Source organism: Variovorax sp. GW821-FHT09B05 (assembly GCF_059418265.1).
Map to the genome: position 1 here is coordinate 122,834 of NZ_JBWKPN010000008.1, position 16,706 is coordinate 139,539.

General features: G+C 68.2%; 15 protein-coding genes. 7 read left to right on the top strand and 8 right to left on the bottom strand.

The window, feature by feature from the left end:
- Positions 1–58 precede the first annotated feature (58 nt).
- From AC07RM_RS21475 to AC07RM_RS21505, 7 genes are all read left to right on the top strand, one after another.
- The gene (locus AC07RM_RS21475; protein ID WP_495335807.1) at positions 59–898 is read left to right on the top strand and encodes an AraC family ligand binding domain-containing protein; all 840 of its coding nucleotides are present in this window, start codon (positions 59–61) and stop codon (positions 896–898) included.
- A gap of 89 nt (positions 899–987) precedes the next feature.
- Positions 988–1,884, top strand: coding sequence for a DMT family transporter (locus tag AC07RM_RS21480; RefSeq protein ID WP_490875983.1), 897 nt, complete (start codon positions 988–990; stop codon positions 1,882–1,884).
- A 24-nt stretch (positions 1,885–1,908) separates the two neighbouring features.
- Positions 1,909–2,634, top strand: coding sequence for an alanyl-tRNA editing protein (locus AC07RM_RS21485; RefSeq protein WP_495335808.1), 726 nt, complete (start codon positions 1,909–1,911; stop codon positions 2,632–2,634).
- A gap of 7 nt (positions 2,635–2,641) precedes the next feature.
- A complete protein-coding gene (gene argE, locus AC07RM_RS21490) occupies positions 2,642–3,778 on the top strand; it encodes an acetylornithine deacetylase (RefSeq protein WP_495335809.1) in 1,137 nt (378 codons plus the stop codon).
- Positions 3,779–3,833: 55 nt separating this feature from the next.
- Positions 3,834–4,484, top strand: coding sequence for a DNA-3-methyladenine glycosylase I (locus tag AC07RM_RS21495; RefSeq protein WP_495335810.1), 651 nt, complete (start codon positions 3,834–3,836; stop codon positions 4,482–4,484).
- Positions 4,485–4,703: 219 nt separating this feature from the next.
- Positions 4,704–6,470 (top strand): Ig-like domain-containing domain, encoded by a 1,767-nt coding sequence (locus tag AC07RM_RS21500; RefSeq protein ID WP_495335811.1) that lies wholly within the window; start codon positions 4,704–4,706, stop codon positions 6,468–6,470.
- Between the two features lie 118 nt (positions 6,471–6,588).
- Positions 6,589–7,656 carry a hypothetical protein gene (locus AC07RM_RS21505; RefSeq protein WP_495335812.1) on the top strand — a complete coding sequence of 356 codons (1,068 nt, stop codon included), beginning with the start codon at positions 6,589–6,591 and terminating at the stop codon, positions 7,654–7,656.
- Between the two features lie 67 nt (positions 7,657–7,723).
- Here AC07RM_RS21505 and AC07RM_RS21510 read toward each other — a convergent pair whose 3' ends face one another.
- The 8 genes from AC07RM_RS21510 to AC07RM_RS21545 form a co-directional block, all read right to left on the bottom strand.
- Positions 7,724–9,502, bottom strand: a complete 1,779-nt coding sequence (locus tag AC07RM_RS21510) for a tannase/feruloyl esterase family alpha/beta hydrolase (protein ID WP_495335813.1) — start codon at positions 9,500–9,502, stop codon at positions 7,724–7,726.
- Between the two features lie 137 nt (positions 9,503–9,639).
- Entirely contained in the window at positions 9,640–10,542 is a 903-nt protein-coding gene (locus AC07RM_RS21515; protein WP_495335814.1) for an SDR family NAD(P)-dependent oxidoreductase, read from the bottom strand.
- Positions 10,543–10,580: 38 nt separating this feature from the next.
- Positions 10,581–11,522, bottom strand: coding sequence for a 3,5-dioxohexanoate:acetyl-CoA acetone transferase (gene kce / locus AC07RM_RS21520; protein ID WP_057594877.1), 942 nt, complete (start codon positions 11,520–11,522; stop codon positions 10,581–10,583).
- 41 nt (positions 11,523–11,563) lie between these two features.
- Complete coding sequence (locus AC07RM_RS21525; RefSeq protein WP_495335815.1) at positions 11,564–12,283, bottom strand: ABC transporter ATP-binding protein; 720 nt, start codon at positions 12,281–12,283, stop codon at positions 11,564–11,566.
- Positions 12,280–13,035: an ABC transporter ATP-binding protein gene (locus AC07RM_RS21530; protein ID WP_398492067.1), complete on the bottom strand. Its 756-nt coding sequence runs from the start codon at positions 13,033–13,035 to the stop codon at positions 12,280–12,282. Before AC07RM_RS21530 ends, AC07RM_RS21525 begins: the two co-directional genes overlap by 4 nt.
- A complete protein-coding gene (locus tag AC07RM_RS21535; protein ID WP_495335816.1) occupies positions 13,032–14,324 on the bottom strand; it encodes a branched-chain amino acid ABC transporter permease in 1,293 nt (430 codons plus the stop codon). The genes AC07RM_RS21530 and AC07RM_RS21535 overlap by 4 nt, the downstream gene beginning before the upstream one ends.
- Positions 14,325–14,341: 17 nt before the next feature.
- On the bottom strand, positions 14,342–15,283 hold the full coding sequence (locus tag AC07RM_RS21540) for a branched-chain amino acid ABC transporter permease (protein ID WP_203201982.1): 942 nt from the start codon (positions 15,281–15,283) through the stop codon (positions 14,342–14,344).
- A gap of 116 nt (positions 15,284–15,399) precedes the next feature.
- The gene (locus tag AC07RM_RS21545) at positions 15,400–16,665 is read right to left on the bottom strand and encodes a branched-chain amino acid ABC transporter substrate-binding protein (protein WP_495335817.1); all 1,266 of its coding nucleotides are present in this window, start codon (positions 16,663–16,665) and stop codon (positions 15,400–15,402) included.
- Between the last annotated feature and the right edge of the window lie 41 nt (positions 16,666–16,706).

Sequence of the window (16,706 nt, forward strand, 5' to 3'; positions counted from 1 at the left end):
CCGGGACATGGGCCCGCGTCTCGACTTTCTTCGCCGGAGGTGATCGAATCCCGCGCAGATGGCCAAGCTCGATCCGCTGAACACCTCGCGCTACTGGCATGCCCCCGACCTGCCGGGCATGGACCTGCTGCATGCGGACTTCAGGACCCATGAGTACGCACCGCATGTGCACTATTCCTTCGTGATCGCGGTCACCGAGGCCGGCGGTTCGGAGTTCACGAGCCGGGGCCGCACCGGCATCGCGCAGCCGCGCTCGCTGCTGGTCTTCAATCCGGCCGAGCCGCATTCGGGGCGCATGGCGGGCAGCGAGCGCTGGCGCTATCGCTCCTTCTATCTGGCCGATGCGGGCATCAGGCATCTGATGAACTCGCTGGGGCTGGACCAGATTCGCTACTTCGCATCGAACACGCTCGATGATCCGCAACTCGTCGACAGCTTCCTCGCGCTGCACCAGGCCTTCGACGGCGACGGCCACTCCGGTGATTCGCTGCGCCGGCAGGAGTTGTTCGTGCAGGGCTTCGGCACGTTGTTCGAGCGCCATGCCCTTGCCGGGCGGCGCGCGCTGCCGATGCCCGGAGGCGCACGCGTGCTCGCGCCGGTGCTCGAACTGCTGCACGACGCCTATGCCGAGAACCTGAACCTCGAGCGGATGGCGGCCGTTGCCGACCTCACGCCGTTCCAGCTGATCGGCGCCTTCAACCGCACGATCGGCCTCACGCCCCATGCGTACCTCACTCAGCTGCGGATCCGGGTCGCCATCGGTCATCTCGCGGCGGGCCGGCCGCTGACCGACGCGGCGATCGCGAGCGGCTTCTACGACCAGAGCGCGCTGACGCGGCACTTCAAGCGCACCTTCGGCATGACGCCGTTGCAGTACGTGCGCGCCCGCAAGGGCTGAGCGCTCCTCGCAATTTTCGCCAATACGCCGGCGCGTTCGCCGGCCAGGATGCGTGCCACGGCTTCGGCCTTTCCGCCACGGCACGCTCCATGACCACGACCCTCGCGCTTCCCGCCGCCACGCGCGGCCAGTTCCTCTCCTTTGCCGCGCTGCTGCTCGGCGCGGCCGCGCTGGCGTTGGGCGGCGTGTTCCTGCGCCACAGCGAGCTGCAGCCCACGGCCAGCGCGGTCTACCGCGTGGCGCTCGCGATCCCGGTCTTCTTTTTGCTCGATGCACTGGCGGCACGCGCCGAACCCGCGCCCCGGGCCGCAGCGGCGTTTCCGGTCAAGCTGGTGCTCGTCGGCTTCATCTTCTCGGGCAACCTCGCGCTCTACCACTGGTCGATGACCCTGACCACGCTGGCCAATGCGAACCTGCTCGCGAACCTCGCGCCGATCTTCGTGGTGCTCGGGGCGCGGCTCTTCCTCGGCAAGAAATTCAAACGCGGCTTTCTTGCTGGCATGCTGTGCGCGCTGGCCGGCGCCTTCCTGCTGATCGGCCACCGGCTCGACTTCGGCTCGGGCCGCATGGCCGGCAACCTGCTGGGCCTGCTGTCGGCGGTGTTCTACGGCAGCTACCTGCTCGCGGTCAGCCTCGTGCGTTCCAACCACCGCACCATGAGCGTGATGGCCTGGAGCAGCCTCGGCACGCTGGTCGTGCTGCTGCCGGTCGCGTTGCTGCGCGGCGAATCGCTGCTGCCGCACACGCTGCACGGCGTGCTGATGCTGCTCGCACTGGCGCTGGTGTCGCACGTGGGCGGGCAGGGCCTGATCGCCTATGCGCTGGCCAAGCTGCCCGCGGCGCTGTCCTCGATCACGCTGCTGGTGCAGCCCGTGATCGCGACGGTGCTCGGTGGCTGGCTGTTCCAGGAGTACCTGAGCCTTACCGAGTTCGCCGGCGGCGCGATCATCCTGATCGGCATCGTGACCGCTCGGCGATTTTCCTAGTTCCTCCGCCAGACCGAAGATCCGATGTCACCCTATCTCTGCCATCTAGACCCCGATTGCCTGCGCTTCGAAGCCGGCGTGATCGCGCGCCGGCCTGACGCCGTGTTGCTCGACCGCTCGTATTTCTATCCGGGCGGTGGCGGCCAACTGAGCGACCGCGGCACGCTGCAATGGAAGGGCAGCGAATTGCGTGTGGAGCGCATCGAGACGGAAGGCGCCAACGCCTGGCACTGCCTCGCCGAGGGCGAGATCGCTCCCGAGTCCGGCGAGCGTGTCGTTGCGAACGTCGACCCCGCCTTCCGCTTCCTGATGAGCCAGCTGCACACGGGCCTGCATATCCTCAATGCGCTGGTCTACCAGCGCTTCGAGGGCTCGCTGGTGACCGGCGTGCAGATGGCGGCCGACGGTACGGCCCGCATCGACTTCGACCTGCCCGCCGCCGACAACAACGCGCTGCGCGCGCTCGAACCCGAACTCAACACGCTGATCGGCGACGGCCTGCCGGTCAACGTGCTGTACCTCGATGCGGCCGCACTCGCGCGCGAGCCCGGCCTGCTGCGCAGCCGCTCGGTCGCGCCGCCGCGCCAGGACGATGGCATGACGCGCATCATCGAGATCGCGGGCCTCGACCGGCAGGCCTGCGGCGGTACCCACCTGACGAAGACCTCGCAGTCGGCGCCGCTGCGCATCCTCAAGATCGAGAACAAGGGGCAGCACAACCGGCGCATCCGCGTCGGCCTGGCCGCATAGGGCCGGCATGACCACGGTCGAGATCCTGCGCGTGCTGGTCGCCTTCGACACCACCTCGCAGCGCTCCAACCTCGACCTGATCGACTGGGTGGCCGACTACCTCGCGGCGCACGGCACGGATGTGCACCTCGTGCGCAGCGACGATGGCCGCAAGGCCAACCTGCTCGCGCGCATCGGTCCCGATGCGGCGGGCGGCATGGTGTTGTCGGCGCACAGCGACGTGGTGCCGGTGGCTGGACAGTCGTGGCGCTCCGAGCCCTTCGCGCTGGTCGAGCGCGAGGGCCGCTTCCATGGCCGTGGTGCGGCGGACATGAAGGGCTTCATCGCGGCCTGCCTGTCGGCCGTGCCCGCATGGCAGCGCAGCAGGCTGATGCGCCCGATCCATCTCGCGTTCTCGTACGACGAGGAGATCGGCTGCCTCGGCGTGCCGCGCCTCGTCGACAGCCTCAAGGCGCGCGTGCAGGCGCCCGCGCTCGCGATCGTCGGCGAGCCCACCGGCATGCGCATCGGTGTGCGGCACCGCGGCTTCTTCGGCCATCGCGCGCTGTTCAGCGGGCTGGCCGCGCATTCGAGCGACCCCTCGCTCGGCGCCAGCGCGATCGAACCCGCGGCGCATCTGGTCACGCGCCTGGCTCGGCTGCGCCGCAGCCTCGATCGGCAAGGGCAGGTGGCCACGCTCAATGTCGGGCGCATCGATGGCGGCAGCGCGATCAACATCGTGCCCGGTTGCTGCGAGGTGCTGTGGGAATTCCGCCCCGAGGACGAGGCCGCGGCCGAGCGCGTGCGCACTGCGGTGCGCCGCATCCTTACGGCCCTACCCGCGGGCGTGAAGGTCGAGGCCGAGCAGGTCGCGGGCGTGCCCGCGCTGTCGGCGCAGGGCAACGAGGCAGCGGTCTCGATCGCACGCACGCTCGGCGCGCTGTGGCCCGAAGCCGAGTTGCCCTTCGGCACCGAGGCGGGCTTCTTCCAGCAGGCCGGCATTCCGACGGTGGTGTGCGGGCCAGGCTTCATCGCGCAGGCGCATCAGCCCGACGAATGGATCGCGGCGGATCAGTTGTGTGCGGCCGATGGCTTCATGGCCTCGGTGGGGGCGTGGGCGATGCGCGACGTGGCCGGGCGCTTGCACGCGAGCCGGCGTGAATAGAAAGACCGGAACCGGCGAGGCACGCGCGAGCGCACTTCGCGACAATGCCACCCCCATGGACCTCGCACCCGATGCCTCTCCCGCCGCCGACGACGGCCTGATCCAGTCCGCCGACGGCCGGCGCCACTGCGCCTGGCACCCGCAGATGCCCGACTACCACGCCCACGAGTGGGGCCGCCCGGTCGGCGACGACCGCGCGCTGTTCGAGAAGATCTGCCTCGAGGGTTTCCAGTCGGGCATGGCCTGGATCACCATCCTGCGCAAGCGCGAGGCCTTCCGCGCGGCCTTCGCCAATTTCGAGATCGACGAGGTGGCGGCCTTCGGCGAGAAGGACATCGAGCGGCTGATGGCCGATGCCGGCATCGTGCGCAACCGCGCGAAGATCGTCTCGGCGATCAACAACGCGAAGCGCGCGCAGGAACTGATCGCCGAGGCCGGCTCGCTGGGGGCATGGTTCTGGCGCTTCGAGCCTGGGCCGAAGGATCGGCCGGCCGTGGTCGACATCGCCTACTACCGCGCCAACCCGACCACGCCGGCGTCGCAGCGCATGTCGAAGGAATTGAAGCAGCGCGGCTGGACCTATGTCGGCCCGACCACGCTCTATGCGCTCATGCAGGCGATGGGGCTGGTCAACGACCATATCGAGGGTTGCGCCTGCCGCGCGGCGGTGGAGGCGGCGCGCGAGCGCTTCAAGCGGCCGGGCTGAATCGCGCGTCGACCCAGACCTCGCCGCCCGGGCAACGTCAATCCGGGTTTGCCGCTTGGCCGCCATTTGGTTGTTTATTGCAAACAGGCGGCTTGCAATAGATAAGAAAAATCCGCTGATCTGCACACATCGGATTAATGACATGGACTTACGCGATTACCATTCGCGACGCGCTCCGGAGAGGGAGGCGCGGTTTTCGAATTAAAAAGAGGAGCCTTCATGTTGAAGAAGTCATTGGCGATCGCCTGCGTGGCGACGTTGCTTTCTGCCTGCGGCGGTGGTGGTGGCGGAGGCGGCGGGGCTTTTCCGCCATTCCCGGCACCTGCACCGGCACCTTCCCCGGCACCCGCGCCCGCACCGGCGCCTGCAGCCGACACGACACCGCCAAGCGTCGTGGCTTTCGATCCCACGACCAGCACCGACGTTCCCCGCAACACCGAGATATCGGCCACCTTGAGCGAAGCCTTGCTGGCAACGACGGTGACCGACAGCAATCTGCGCATTACCCGTTTGGGGGTTGCAGTTCCAGGCTCGTTGAATTACGACGCCACGAAAAACAAGATTTCCTTCGCTCCGACGAAGGCGCTGGACCTGCTGGCCAATTACACGGTGACGGCGGGGACGGGCCTGAAGGACTTGGCGGGCAACAGCCTGGCCGCGGAGAAGTCCTGGTCGTTCCGGACGGCCGATGGGAGTTGGGGCGCCCCGCAGCAACTCGAGGCCGAGACGGCTGCCTCAGGCGAGCCCATCGCACTCCAGGACGGCCAAGGAAATACGCTGGCAGTCTGGGTGGGGCAGGCTGCCAGCGGCTTCTTCGAAATCCGTATGGCATTGCAAAGGGCAGGCGGTGACTGGGGCAGTGTCAGCACGTTGAATACGCCCGGGGCCTATAACGCCCAGTTCCCTCAGGTCCGCTTCGACAACCAAGGCAACGGCTTGGCTATTTGGACGCAATCGGATCGAGAAAGCGCTGAAGTGTGGTCATCGCGCTTCGTAAAGAACACGGGCTGGCAAGCGCCAACACGCCTGGACAGCACTCTCGGCTCGGGCTATGGCGCTTCGCTCGCGATCGATGCTGACGGCAATGCCTTCGCAGTCTGGAGCAAGCGTCCACAGCAATATGGCTATTCGGATATCTGGGCCGCTCGCTTCACCCCGGCCGGCGGCTGGCAGGCACCGGTGCAACTCAGTGATGTAGCCAGCATCGGCACCTACGATCAGGCCGAGCAGCCGCAGGTGGTCGTGGATGCTGCGGGCAATGCCTACGTGCTGTGGGCGCAAAGAACCAGCAACTCACCGATCTGGGCAACGCGCTATCAAGCCGGCAGCGGCTGGCAACCCGCCGTGTCGCTGGGCGCTTCTCGGCTGGGCGAACCGTATGCGCCAAGACTCGCTGTTTCCAGTTCGGGGCAGGTGATGGCGCTATGGAACACCTTTATTTCCGGGTCGACGGAGCGCTTCGACCTGTGGTGGAGCACGCTCGCAACACCGGGTGGCAACTGGACCCTGCCGGCCTTGCTCGAAAACGAGGATGGGGGGCATGCCCTGAATCACGTATTGGTCGTCGACGGCGCGGGCAACTTTCATGCAGTCTGGGAGCAACATCCTTCCGAGTACGGTAGCGACCTCGTCTATCGCCGGTACGCCCCTGGTTCGGGCTGGAGCATCGTCGCGACCGTCAGCACAACGAGTAACGCGTACTACAAAAATCGTCTCCCCAGCCTGGCGGCGGACCGCAACGGCAACCTGATGGTGTTGTGGGGCGGCTACCAATCGGGTGATGGCACAGCGGAGCAGGGCACGTATGCAAGACGATATGCAGCCGGTGAAGGCTGGCGCCCCACTTTTCGCCTAGGTATCCCGGGTCGCGCTCCGGCGTTGTACACCTCGCTGGACGTGCAAGCGGATGGCGCCATTGCGGCAGCTTGGATGGAGCCTGCGGAGTACCGCGGAAATGGGCCAATTTCTGCGGCCAGATTCAAATAAAAAAGCGCGCTCTTGACACGCGTCGGAGCGCATTCGCGGAGCTGCCTGACCGACGCACGGGGCGTCTCTCGGGGATGCCCCCCAAGCACTTCGCAAAACAAACCAAGAGGAGAAGAGGATGAGAAATAACACGTACCGCGCGCTAGGCATCGCGCTGCTTGCCACGTTGACCGCATGTGGCGGCGGTGGCGGCGGAGGAGGTGGCGGTTTCCCGATCGCGCCCATCGCGGTCACGCCGCCACCGGCAGCCAATCCCGACCCGGTGCCCCAGGATCCCGTCCTGCCGGCCCTGTCGCTGGACTTCGAGCTGCTGACCAACGAATTCGATCCGGTGAAGCTGCTCGCCGCGCTGAATGCGGAAGGAAGCAAGGGATTCCGCTGGGTCACCTCGCCCAACTTCAAGAACGACCCGAGGCATGTGCTGTCGAAGGACACCAAGGCGACGGACAAATACATCTACGAATTCCTGGATGTGGGGCTGTCGCAGGACGACTACCTCACGCAGATCAATGCCAGGGGCGCCCATGGCTTCAAGCTGCTCAACGACGGGGCGGTGGTGCGCAACAGCGCGGTGAGCGCCTGGTACAGCTACACGCTGGAAACGAGCTTGCGAAGGAACAATTCCAATACCGATCCCAACAACGATCCGGTGAGCCTGGATGGCTTCCTGGCGCAGCTCAACGCGAAGGGCGCGCAGGGCAATCGATACGTCGGGCAAGTGCATTTCGCACCGCTGCCGGACGGCCGCTTCAACATCCAGAGCGTGTATGAGAATGCCGGCAACGGTGCCTTCCAGTACGAGATGCTGCCGAGGGCTGGAAAGGACGCCGACTTCATCGCGCAGTTGAATGCGCAGGGCGCGAGGGGATACAGGTTCAACTTCATGGCCTTCCTGAAGAGCGGCGAGGCGAAGGCCTTCTACGTGAAGGACAAGGCGCAGACGCCGAAATTCACCTACTGGATCGTCGATCGCCCCGCCGATGCGTCGGCATTCCTGGCCCAGTTGAAGGACAACGCGAGCCGCGGCAGGGCTTTCTTCATCGACAACTACGCCTCGGGGACCGACAGGGTCACGGGCCCGGGTTCGTCGGAGCCGGTGCAGAAGGTCATCTACTCGGCTTCCGCGCAATGCCAGGGCGTTCTTTGCGGCGACCTGTATGCGTTCTCGATCATGAGCATCTACTGAAGCCGACCACCGCTTCCACGCAGAAATGGCCCGACATCGGGCCATTTCCTTTTGGAGCCTCAGCGCCTCAATTCACGCACTGAAACGACCCCGCCAGATTGACATCCCCCGACCCCTTGTACTGCGGCCACTTCGGGTAGTCGCACAGCGGCCGCGTGCGGCCCGGCACGCCGGCGGTGTCGGTCGTGACCTGGTTGCTCGGCGCGGTGCCCTTCTCGACCCAGCCCTCGAGCGCGGTCAGCGAGTCCCAGGTGGCGTTGAACACGCTGCTGACCGCATGGCCCAGGCCCGCGACCTCGTAGTAGCGCACGAAGCCATCGACCTCCGACGGGCCCCAGCGCGACTGCAGGCGCTGGTAGTACTGCTCGGTGGCGCGCGTGCTCACGAGCACGTCGGCCAGGCCGTGCGCGAGCAGCAGCTTGCCACCGCGCGCCTTGAAGGCCGAGATGTCGGTGCTGGCGTCGAGCTGGGTGCTCAGCGCGCTGATGCGGCTGGCCCACGGGCCCGGGTCCTCGGGGTCGAGCGAGAGCGAATCGAAACTCACGTCGCGCGTCACCGAGTACTTGATCCACTGGTCGGTCAGCACGCTGATGTAGGGCGCGTTGGCCGGCATCGGGCGCGTGGGCTGCGCGCTGCCGAAGGCCAGGAAGGTCACGGTGGGCTCGAGCGGCGAGGTCCAGGTGCTGATGCCGGGATCGGCGCCCCAGATGTTGTAGCCCGGGTACTGGGTCTCGCCGCTGGCCAGCGCGAAGCGGAAATTGGTCGCGGTGTTGATGCTCTTCATGGCCGCGATCTGCGCATCCGACAGGCAGCTGTTGCCGGTGTCGGCGCCGCCCGCGCAGCGCACGGGCGCACCCTTGAGCATGGCGGTGGTGGGATCGAAGCGCGCGTTGCACAGCGTCTGGTTGCTGATGAGGCCGTCGGCCACGCCGTCGAGCGCGTCGCAGGTCTCCATGGCGGCGTTGTAGAGCAGCTCGCGCTTGGCGGCATTGGGGTAGGCGCCGGGCTGCGCCAGCGCGCGGCTCATGCGGTGGCCGCCGAGCAGCGCGGCGGCGTCGTTCCAGGCCGGGTACCAGGCGATGGCGCCGTCCCAGTCGGCGGGCCAGCGCTGGATGGCGGTGACGGCCTCGCGCCCGCCGGTGGAGCCGCCCGCGAAGTACGACTTCGAGGGGCTGGCCGCGTAGCGTGCCTGGACGATCGCGAGCGCGGCGTCGTGCGTCTTCTTGAGCGCATCGCCGCCGAAGTTGCGCACGGCCTCGTCGTTGAGGCCGAAGCGGCCGTCCTGCGAGCCGAGCGCATTGGCCTGGTGGCCCGAGTCGCTCGCGAAGGTGGCATAGCCGCGGGCCAGCGGCACGGGCTGGTCGACCGGGCCGTTGGGCACGTTGCCCTTGACGCTGGGAATGCTGCCGTTGAAGCCGCCGCCGCCGAACATCACGACCTTGCGGTTCCAGTTCGTGGGGAGGGCCACGGTGAAGCGGATGTCGGGCGCGCTGGCGTCGACCGGCGAGATCTTGCCCGACACCTCGCAGTAATCGGGCAGCGCGGCCACGCCGGTGCCGGCGGCCGGCACGGTCTTGGTGGCCGTGACGGTGGCGCCCGAGGTCGGCAGGCCGATGGCCGCGGCCGGCACGCTCAAGCCCGGCAGCTGCTCGCAGCTCAGCGCGGCGCTCGATGGCGGCGGAGCGGGTGGTGGGGGCGGAGGGGGTGGCGGCGCGGGCGGCGGGTTGCCCGAGATGGGCAGCAGGAAGCCGTTGCCGCCACCGCCTCCGCCGCAGCCCACGAGCGTGGCGCTGACGGCGATGCAGGCGGCGACGGCCAGGACGATGTCGCGATGGCTGGATGTCATGGGTCTCCGATGTCGTTGGTTTTGGGACGCGGCACAGTCTCTCGCGCGCGGGTCCCGAATCCAATGTGCGGGCCGGACACAGCAGGCCGCGTTCCTGTGTGCGCGGCCCATGCCGCGTAAACCCTGAGCGGCGGCCCTCAGTGCGGCAGCGGCACCTCGAAGCCGGCCTTCGAGAGCTCCCACTGGTACTGCTCGAAGCCCGTGCCCGGCACACGCTCGTCGCTGCGGTCGCGGATCTCGTCCATGCGCGCCGCGACCTCGGCCGCGGTGTCGGCGCTGCCGTCGATGAAGATGCCGCGCGTCATCGTGAGGTTGGCGCTCTCGAAGCTGCCCGCACCCGCGAGCAGGATGGTGCGCGTGGGCGCGTCCTCGCCCACCAGCGCGACCAGCCCGGGGCTCACGTAGTCGGGCTGCAGCCGCGCCAGCGCCTCGGGCGGCAGCACGCCCTCGGTCATGGCGGTGGCGGCGGTGGGCGCGAGGCAGTTCACGCGGATGTCCTGCCGCTCGCCCTCGAGCGCGAGGGTCTGCATCAGGCCGACCAGCGCCATCTTGGCCGCGCTGTAGTTCGACTGGCCGAAGTTGCCGTACAGGCCCGAGGAGGAGGTGGTCATCACGATGCGGCCATAGCGCTGCGCGCGCATGGTCTCCCACACGGCCTTGACGGCATGCACGCTGCCCATCAGGTGCACGTCCATCACGCGGCGGAAGTCCTCGAGCGTCATCTTCGAGAAGCTCCTGTCGCGCAGCACGCCGGCGTTGTTGACGAGGATGTCGATGCGGCCCCATTCGGCCACGGCGCGCGCGGCCATCGCTTCCATGGCCGCGAAGTCGGTGACGTCGCCGCCGTCCGCGATGGCGCTGCCGCCCGCGCGCGCGATCTCGTCGGCCACGGCGCGGCCCGGCGATCCTTCGTGCGCGCCGGCCACGTCGTTGACCACCACGCGCGCGCCGTGGCGCGCGAGCGCCAGCGCATGGGCGCGGCCCAGGCCGCTGCCCGCGCCGGTGACGATGGCCACGCGGCCGTCCAGTGTCTTGTTCATTGCTGTTCCCGATGAATGAAGAAAAAAGGGGGCGGGGCTCAGAACGCGACCGCGTCCTTGCCCTTGAGGCCCAGCATCGCGCGCGCCTCGTCGGGGCTCGCGATCTCGAGCGAGAGCTCCTCGAGGATCCGGCGGATCTTGCGCACCTGCTCGGCGCAGGACTTCGCGAGCTGGCCCCGGGCGAGGTAGAGGCTGTCCTCGAGGCCCACGCGCACGTTGCCGCCCATCACCGCGCCCATGGTGAGCAGCGGCATCTGGTGACGGCCCGCGCCGAGGATCGAGAAGCGGTAGCCGTCGCGGCCGAACAGCCGGTCGGCGGTGGCACGCATGGTCACGAGGTTCTCGGGATCGGGCCCGAGGCCGCCGAGGATGCCGTAGATGCTCTGGATGAACAGCGGGCCCTTGACGAGGCCCTCGTCGACGAAGTGCGCGAGGTTGTAGAGATGGCCGACGTCGTAGCACTCGAACTCGAAGCGCGTGCCGCAGTCCTCGCCGAGCACCTGCAGGATGTGCTTGATGTCGCGGAAGGTGTTGCGGAAGATCAGGTCCTCCATGCCCTCGACGTAGGGCTGCTCCCAGTCGTGTTTCCACTCCGCGATGCGCCGCGCCGCCGTGTGGATCGAGAAGTTCATCGAGCCCATGTTGAGCGAGCACATCTCGGGCTTGGCCTGCAGCGGATAGGCCAGCCGCTCGGCCAGCGTCATGCGCGTGCTGCCGCCGGTGGTGATGTTGATGACTGCATCGGTGGCGGCCTTGATGCGCGGCACGAACTGGTCGAAGACCTTGGGGTCGGCCGAAGGGCGGCCATCGACCGGATCGCGCGCATGCAGGTGGAGGATCGCAGCGCCGGCCTCGGCCGCTTCGATTGCTTGTTCGGCGATCTGGTCGGGCGTGAGCGGCAGGTGCTCGGACATGCTCGGCGTATGGACCGAGCCGGTGACCGCGCAGGAGATGATGACCTTGTCTTGGGTGCTTGCCATGGGATGTGTCGCTGAAGAAAGAAAAGGTGGGTGGCGCCGCGTCAGACCGCGAGCCACTCCGAGACGAGTTGCTGGTCGGCCTTGAGCGCCTGCGGCGTGCCCTCGAACACGATGCGGCCGTGGCCCATCACGCAGACGCGGGTCGAGACCTTGAGCGCGATCGCGAGCTTCTGCTCGACCAGCACCACCGACAGTCCCTTGCGGTGCATGTCGACGATGCATTCGCCGACCTGCGCCACGATCTTGGGCGCCAGGCCCTCGGTGGGTTCGTCGATCAGCATCAGCAGCGGATTGCCCAGCAGCGAGCGGCACATGGTCAGCATCTGCTGCTCGCCGCCCGACATGCTGCCGGCCTTGGTGTTGCGGCGCTCCTTGAGGCGCGGGAAGTAGTCGAACATCTGCTCGACGGTCCAGCGGTGCGCGCCGGGCACGGCGCGCTGCTCGCCCATGCGCAGGTTCTCGTCGACCGTGAGGTTGGCGAACACCTCGCGCTCCTCGGGCACGTAGCCGATGCCGGCGCGGCACACGGCATAGGGCCGCGCGCCGGCCAGCTCGCGTTCGCGCAGCCGGATGCTGCCCGCGGAAGGCGGCACGAGGCCCATGATGGCCTTCATGGTGGTGGAGCGGCCCGAGCCGTTGCGCCCGAGCAGGCTGATGACCTCGTTGCGCCCGACGCTCAGGTCGACGCCGTGCAGCACGTGGCTCTTGCCGTAGTGGACGTGGAGGCCCTGGACGCTCAGCAGCGTGTCGGTCGTGCTCATGCCGCCACCTCCTCGCCGAGATAGGCTTCCTTGACGCTGGCGTTGGCGCGGATCTCCTGCGGCGTGCCGGTGGCGATCACCTGGCCGTAGACCAGCACGCTGATGCGGTCGCTCAGCGAGAACACCACGTCCATGTCGTGCTCCACGATCATCAGCGCGCGGCCCTTCGTGACCTCGCGGATCAGCTCGGCCGTGTAGTGCGTCTCCTCGGTCGACATGCCGGCCATCGGCTCGTCGAGCAGGATCACCTTCGGGTCGGAGGCCAAGGTCATCGCGATCTCGAGCGAGCGCTGTTCCGAATAGGCCATCTCGCCCGCAATCGTCGCGGCGCGGGCCTGCAGGCGCACCAGTTCGAGCAGCCGTTCGGTCTCCTCGCGGATGGCGCGGTCGCGGTCGATGAAGCGCCAGAAGACGTACTGCAGCCCATGGCGGCGCATGACCGCGAGGCGGATGTTCTCGAACACGGTGAGCTTGGGAAAGATGTTGGTGATCTGGAACGAGCGCGCGAGCCCGAGCCGGTTGATGGCCTGCGGCGTGCGCCCGGCGATCGACTGGCCGTCGAAATGGATGCTGCCGGCCGTGGGTGCGAGCTGGCCCGAGATCAGGTGGAACAGCGTGGACTTGCCCGCGCCATTGGGGCCGATCAGCGCATGGCGCTCTGCCCCCAGCAGGTCGAGGTCGACGCCGCGCATGATCTCGGTGGGGCCGAAGGACTTGCGCAGGCCGCGGATGCTCAGGATCGGGTCGTTCATGCGGCGCCTCCGGTGCGCTCGGTCAGGGGCGCGGCCTGCGCCGCGGTGGTGCCGTCGGCTTCGCGCTGCGCCAGGGTTCGCAGCCGTTGCCGTGCGAAGCGCGCGAGCAGCCCGCCGACGGCGAGCAGCGCGAGCGGCACGGCCCAGGTCGCGAACGACAGCGGCAGCCAGGCGCGGCCCAGGAACTGGATCGGCGGCCAGCCGCCACCCGGTTGCAGGTTGGCGAGCGAGCGGTAGTCCTGCGAGAAGCAGCGCTGCAGCATCTCGATCGCGAAGGCGCCGCCGAAGCTCAGCAGCAGCGCCGCGGCCACCGACAGCGCCGCCACCGGCAGCAACCGGGCCAGGCCGAAGCGCTGGCGCAGCCGCGCGGTGGTGCCCACCAGCCCCGCGAGGCCGGCGGGCATGAACATCATCACCAGCACGAACAGGATGCCCTGGTAGAGCAGCCACGAGCGCGTGAGGTCCGACACGGCGTAGCCGAAGAAGGTCATGAGCGCGGCGCCCAGCGCCGGGCCCAGGAACACCTGCACGCCGCCGATGTAGGTGTTGAGCACCACCGCGGCCGACAGCGCGGGATCGAACACCACGTAGTTCGCCGATTCGTTCGACACCACCTGCAGCCCGCCCGCGATGCCCGAGAACATGGCCGAGACCGCGAACACCAGCACGCCGAGGCCGTGCACGTTGTAGCCCAGGAAGCGCAGCCGGTGGCTGTTCTCGCGCAGGCCGCAGGTCAGCCGGCCCAGCGGCGTGCGGGTGTAGAGGTAGAGCAGCGCGAGCGACAGCAGCACCCAGCCCAGCGTGAGGTAGTAGACCTCGGTGGTCGAGCCGAAGCCGAAGCCCCAGGCCGGCATGCGCATGGTCGACACGCCGGCCTCGCCGCCGAACAGGCCCTTGAGGTGCGGCGCCAGCGAATGGATCAGCTCGGCGATGGCCAGCGTGATCATCGCGAAGTAGGTGCCGCTGCGCTGGGTCGCGAACCAGCCCGCGATGCCGCCGATGGCCAGGCCGCAGACCGCGCCCGCCAGCGGCATCAGCGGCGTGGGCAGCAGGCCGGCACCGCCGAGCGCGTTCATCGCGTGCACGGTGCCGAAGGCGCCGACGCCGAAGTAGGCCGCATGGCCGAAGGACAGCATGCCGGCCTGGCCGCACAGCAGGTTGTAGGCGCTGGCGAACAGCGCGGCGATCAGCATCTGGATGGCCGCGTTGAGCAGCCCCTGCGACAGCAGGAAGGGCAGGGCCAGCAGCAGCGCGACGCCGGCGGCGAGCAGGGCGAGGGTGGTCTTCATCGTCTCGGCCCTCCCGCTCAGTTCTTCTCGCCCATCAACCCGCTCGGGCGCACCAGCAGGATCAGCAGCATCAGCGCAAACGGGATGGTGGCCGACAGGCTCGAAACCTTGAGCGTCATCAGCCCGCCGACGCCGCGCGCCCAGTCGCCCGCGCCGACCAGCGCGAACAGGTCGGCCAGGCTGCGGTCGATGCCCACGGCCAGCGAGGTGATGACGCCGATCAGCAGCGAGGCCAGCATCGCGCCGCCCAGCGAACCGAGGCCGCCGACCACCACCACCACGAACACCATCACGCCGAGCTCGAGCGCCATGTTGGGGTTGGTGGTGTAGAAGGCACCGGCCACCGCGCCCGCCAGCCCCGCGAGGCCGGCGCCGACGCCGAACACGCCCATGAACACCAGCGGCACGTTGTGGCCCAGCGCCTCGGCCATGCGCGGCTTGTAGATCGCCGAGCGCACCACGATGCCGACGCGGGTGCGCGTGAGCAGCAGGTAGATGGCCACGAACATCGCGATCGCGATGCCGCCCATCAGCAGGCGATAGGCCGGGTACTGCGCGCCGCCGATGGCGAAGGCCGGCACGTCGAGTGTGGGCGGGATGCGGTAGTCGACCGGGAAGTTGCCGAAGAACAGCTTGATGGTCTCGGCGATGATGAACGACAGGCCGAAGGTCAGCAGCAGCTCGTGCGCATGGCCGTGGTGGTGCACGCGGCGCAGGAAGAAGCGCTCGACCACCACGCCGATCAGGCCGACCAGGATCGGCGCGGCGATGACCGCGGCCCAGAAGCCGATGGTGCCCTGCAGCGTGTAGGCGAAGTAGGCGCCCAGCATGTAGAACGAGGCATGCGCGAAATTGAGCACGCCCATCATTCCGAAGATGAGCGTGAGGCCGGCCGACACCATGAACAGCAGCAGTCCGTAGACGATGCCGTTCATGAGCGAGACGATGAGCTGGTCCATGGGTGTCCTTGCGAGCAGCCGAGGCTGCGCCGGCGGGACGCGCGCGTCCTGCCGGTGAGGGGATTCGGGAAACGGGGCCGCGCGGCGCGGCCCCGGAGAGAGGAGCGCGCGGGCGCTCAGCCCGGGCGCTTCATCGCGCAGCTCGACTGCGCGGGCGTCGAGGCTTCCTCGGCCGTGAAGCGCTTCACCGGCTTGAAGCCCATGTCGGTGTCGTCGGCCTTGTAGCGCGCGTCCTTGGTCACGGTCGACACCACCATCGGCAGCAGCACCTGGTGGTCGGCCGCGCGCATGCTCATCTCGCCCATCGGGGTCTTGATCTTCGCGGTCTCGATCGCGCGGGCCAGCGCGTTGACGTTGAGCGCGCCGTTCTCGGGCTTGGTGCGCTTGAGCGCATCGGCCACCATCGCCATGCCGAACACGGTCTGTGGCTCGATGAAGGCCGGCGCGTGGCCGGTCTTGGCCTTGTAGTCGGCCACGAAGCGCTCGCCTTCGGCACCGGCCGCCTCGGCGTTGAAGGTGTGGGCCACGAAATGGCCGACCGCGAGATCGCCCGCGTTCGCGATGTTGCCGGGCTGGTCGAGGAACACGGTGCCGAAGCGCACCTTGAGGCCGGCCGACTTCGAGGCCTTCATCAGCAGCAGCAGGTCGTTCGACCAGTTGCCCGTGAGCACCGAGTCGGCCTTGGCGGCGCTGATCTTCGCCACGTAGGGCGCGAAGTCCTGCACCTTGTTGACGTCGTGCAGCGTCTTCTCCACCACCTGGTAGCCGCCGGCCGATGCGTTGTCGACGATGGCGCGCTCCATGTCCTGGCCCCAGGAGTAGTTCTGGTTGATCGAATAGACGCGGGTGCCGAGCGCGTTGGCCTGCTTCATCGCGCTGACCAGCGCCTTGGTACGGATCTGCGCGTCGCCGCTGAAGCGGAAGTGATGGAAGTTGCACTTCTCGCCCGTGAGCTCCAGCGCCTCGGCGCCCACGTTGATGTAGATCATCTCCTTGCCGGGATTGCGCAGGTTGTACTTGCGGATGTCCTCGGTGATCTGGCCGCCGATGGCCGAGGAGGCGCCTTGCACGATCAGCTGCACGCCGTCGGCCGCGGCCGCCTTGAGCTTGTCGGCCGCGCCCGCGGGGCCGCCCTGGTTGTCGTACTCGAGCAGCTGCACCGGCTCGCCGTTCCAGCCGCCGGCCGCGTTGATCTGGTCGATGGCGAAGCGCACGGCCGTGCGGTAGGCCTGGCCCGACGAGGCCTGCGGGCCCGACAGCGTCTCGAGCACGCCGATCTTCACGGGCGCGGCGGAGGCACCGGCCGACAGCAGGGCCAGCGAGCAGGCCAGGGCCGACGCGGCGGCGTTGAACGAGAGAGGGAAGGGGGCGGATGTGCGCATTGATGTCTCCATGCTTCTTGAAAAAAAGGGGTGGGCCGCTC

Coding starts and splice junctions, on each gene's coding strand:
- argE (WP_495335809.1), top strand. CDS start 2,642: ATGACCACGGTCGAGATCCTGCGCGTGCTGGTCGCCTTCGACACCACC.
- AC07RM_RS21535 (WP_495335816.1), bottom strand. CDS start 14,324: ATGAAGACCACCCTCGCCCTGCTCGCCGCCGGCGTCGCGCTGCTGCTG.
- AC07RM_RS21480 (WP_490875983.1), top strand. CDS start 988: ATGACCACGACCCTCGCGCTTCCCGCCGCCACGCGCGGCCAGTTCCTC.
- AC07RM_RS21485 (WP_495335808.1), top strand. CDS start 1,909: ATGTCACCCTATCTCTGCCATCTAGACCCCGATTGCCTGCGCTTCGAA.
- AC07RM_RS21500 (WP_495335811.1), top strand. CDS start 4,704: ATGTTGAAGAAGTCATTGGCGATCGCCTGCGTGGCGACGTTGCTTTCT.
- kce (WP_057594877.1), bottom strand. CDS start 11,522: ATGGCAAGCACCCAAGACAAGGTCATCATCTCCTGCGCGGTCACCGGC.
- AC07RM_RS21545 (WP_495335817.1), bottom strand. CDS start 16,665: ATGCGCACATCCGCCCCCTTCCCTCTCTCGTTCAACGCCGCCGCGTCG.
- AC07RM_RS21530 (WP_398492067.1), bottom strand. CDS start 13,035: ATGAACGACCCGATCCTGAGCATCCGCGGCCTGCGCAAGTCCTTCGGC.
- AC07RM_RS21475 (WP_495335807.1), top strand. CDS start 59: ATGGCCAAGCTCGATCCGCTGAACACCTCGCGCTACTGGCATGCCCCC.
- AC07RM_RS21525 (WP_495335815.1), bottom strand. CDS start 12,283: ATGAGCACGACCGACACGCTGCTGAGCGTCCAGGGCCTCCACGTCCAC.
- AC07RM_RS21540 (WP_203201982.1), bottom strand. CDS start 15,283: ATGGACCAGCTCATCGTCTCGCTCATGAACGGCATCGTCTACGGACTG.
- AC07RM_RS21495 (WP_495335810.1), top strand. CDS start 3,834: ATGGACCTCGCACCCGATGCCTCTCCCGCCGCCGACGACGGCCTGATC.
- AC07RM_RS21505 (WP_495335812.1), top strand. CDS start 6,589: ATGAGAAATAACACGTACCGCGCGCTAGGCATCGCGCTGCTTGCCACG.
- AC07RM_RS21515 (WP_495335814.1), bottom strand. CDS start 10,542: ATGAACAAGACACTGGACGGCCGCGTGGCCATCGTCACCGGCGCGGGC.
- AC07RM_RS21510 (WP_495335813.1), bottom strand. CDS start 9,502: ATGACATCCAGCCATCGCGACATCGTCCTGGCCGTCGCCGCCTGCATC.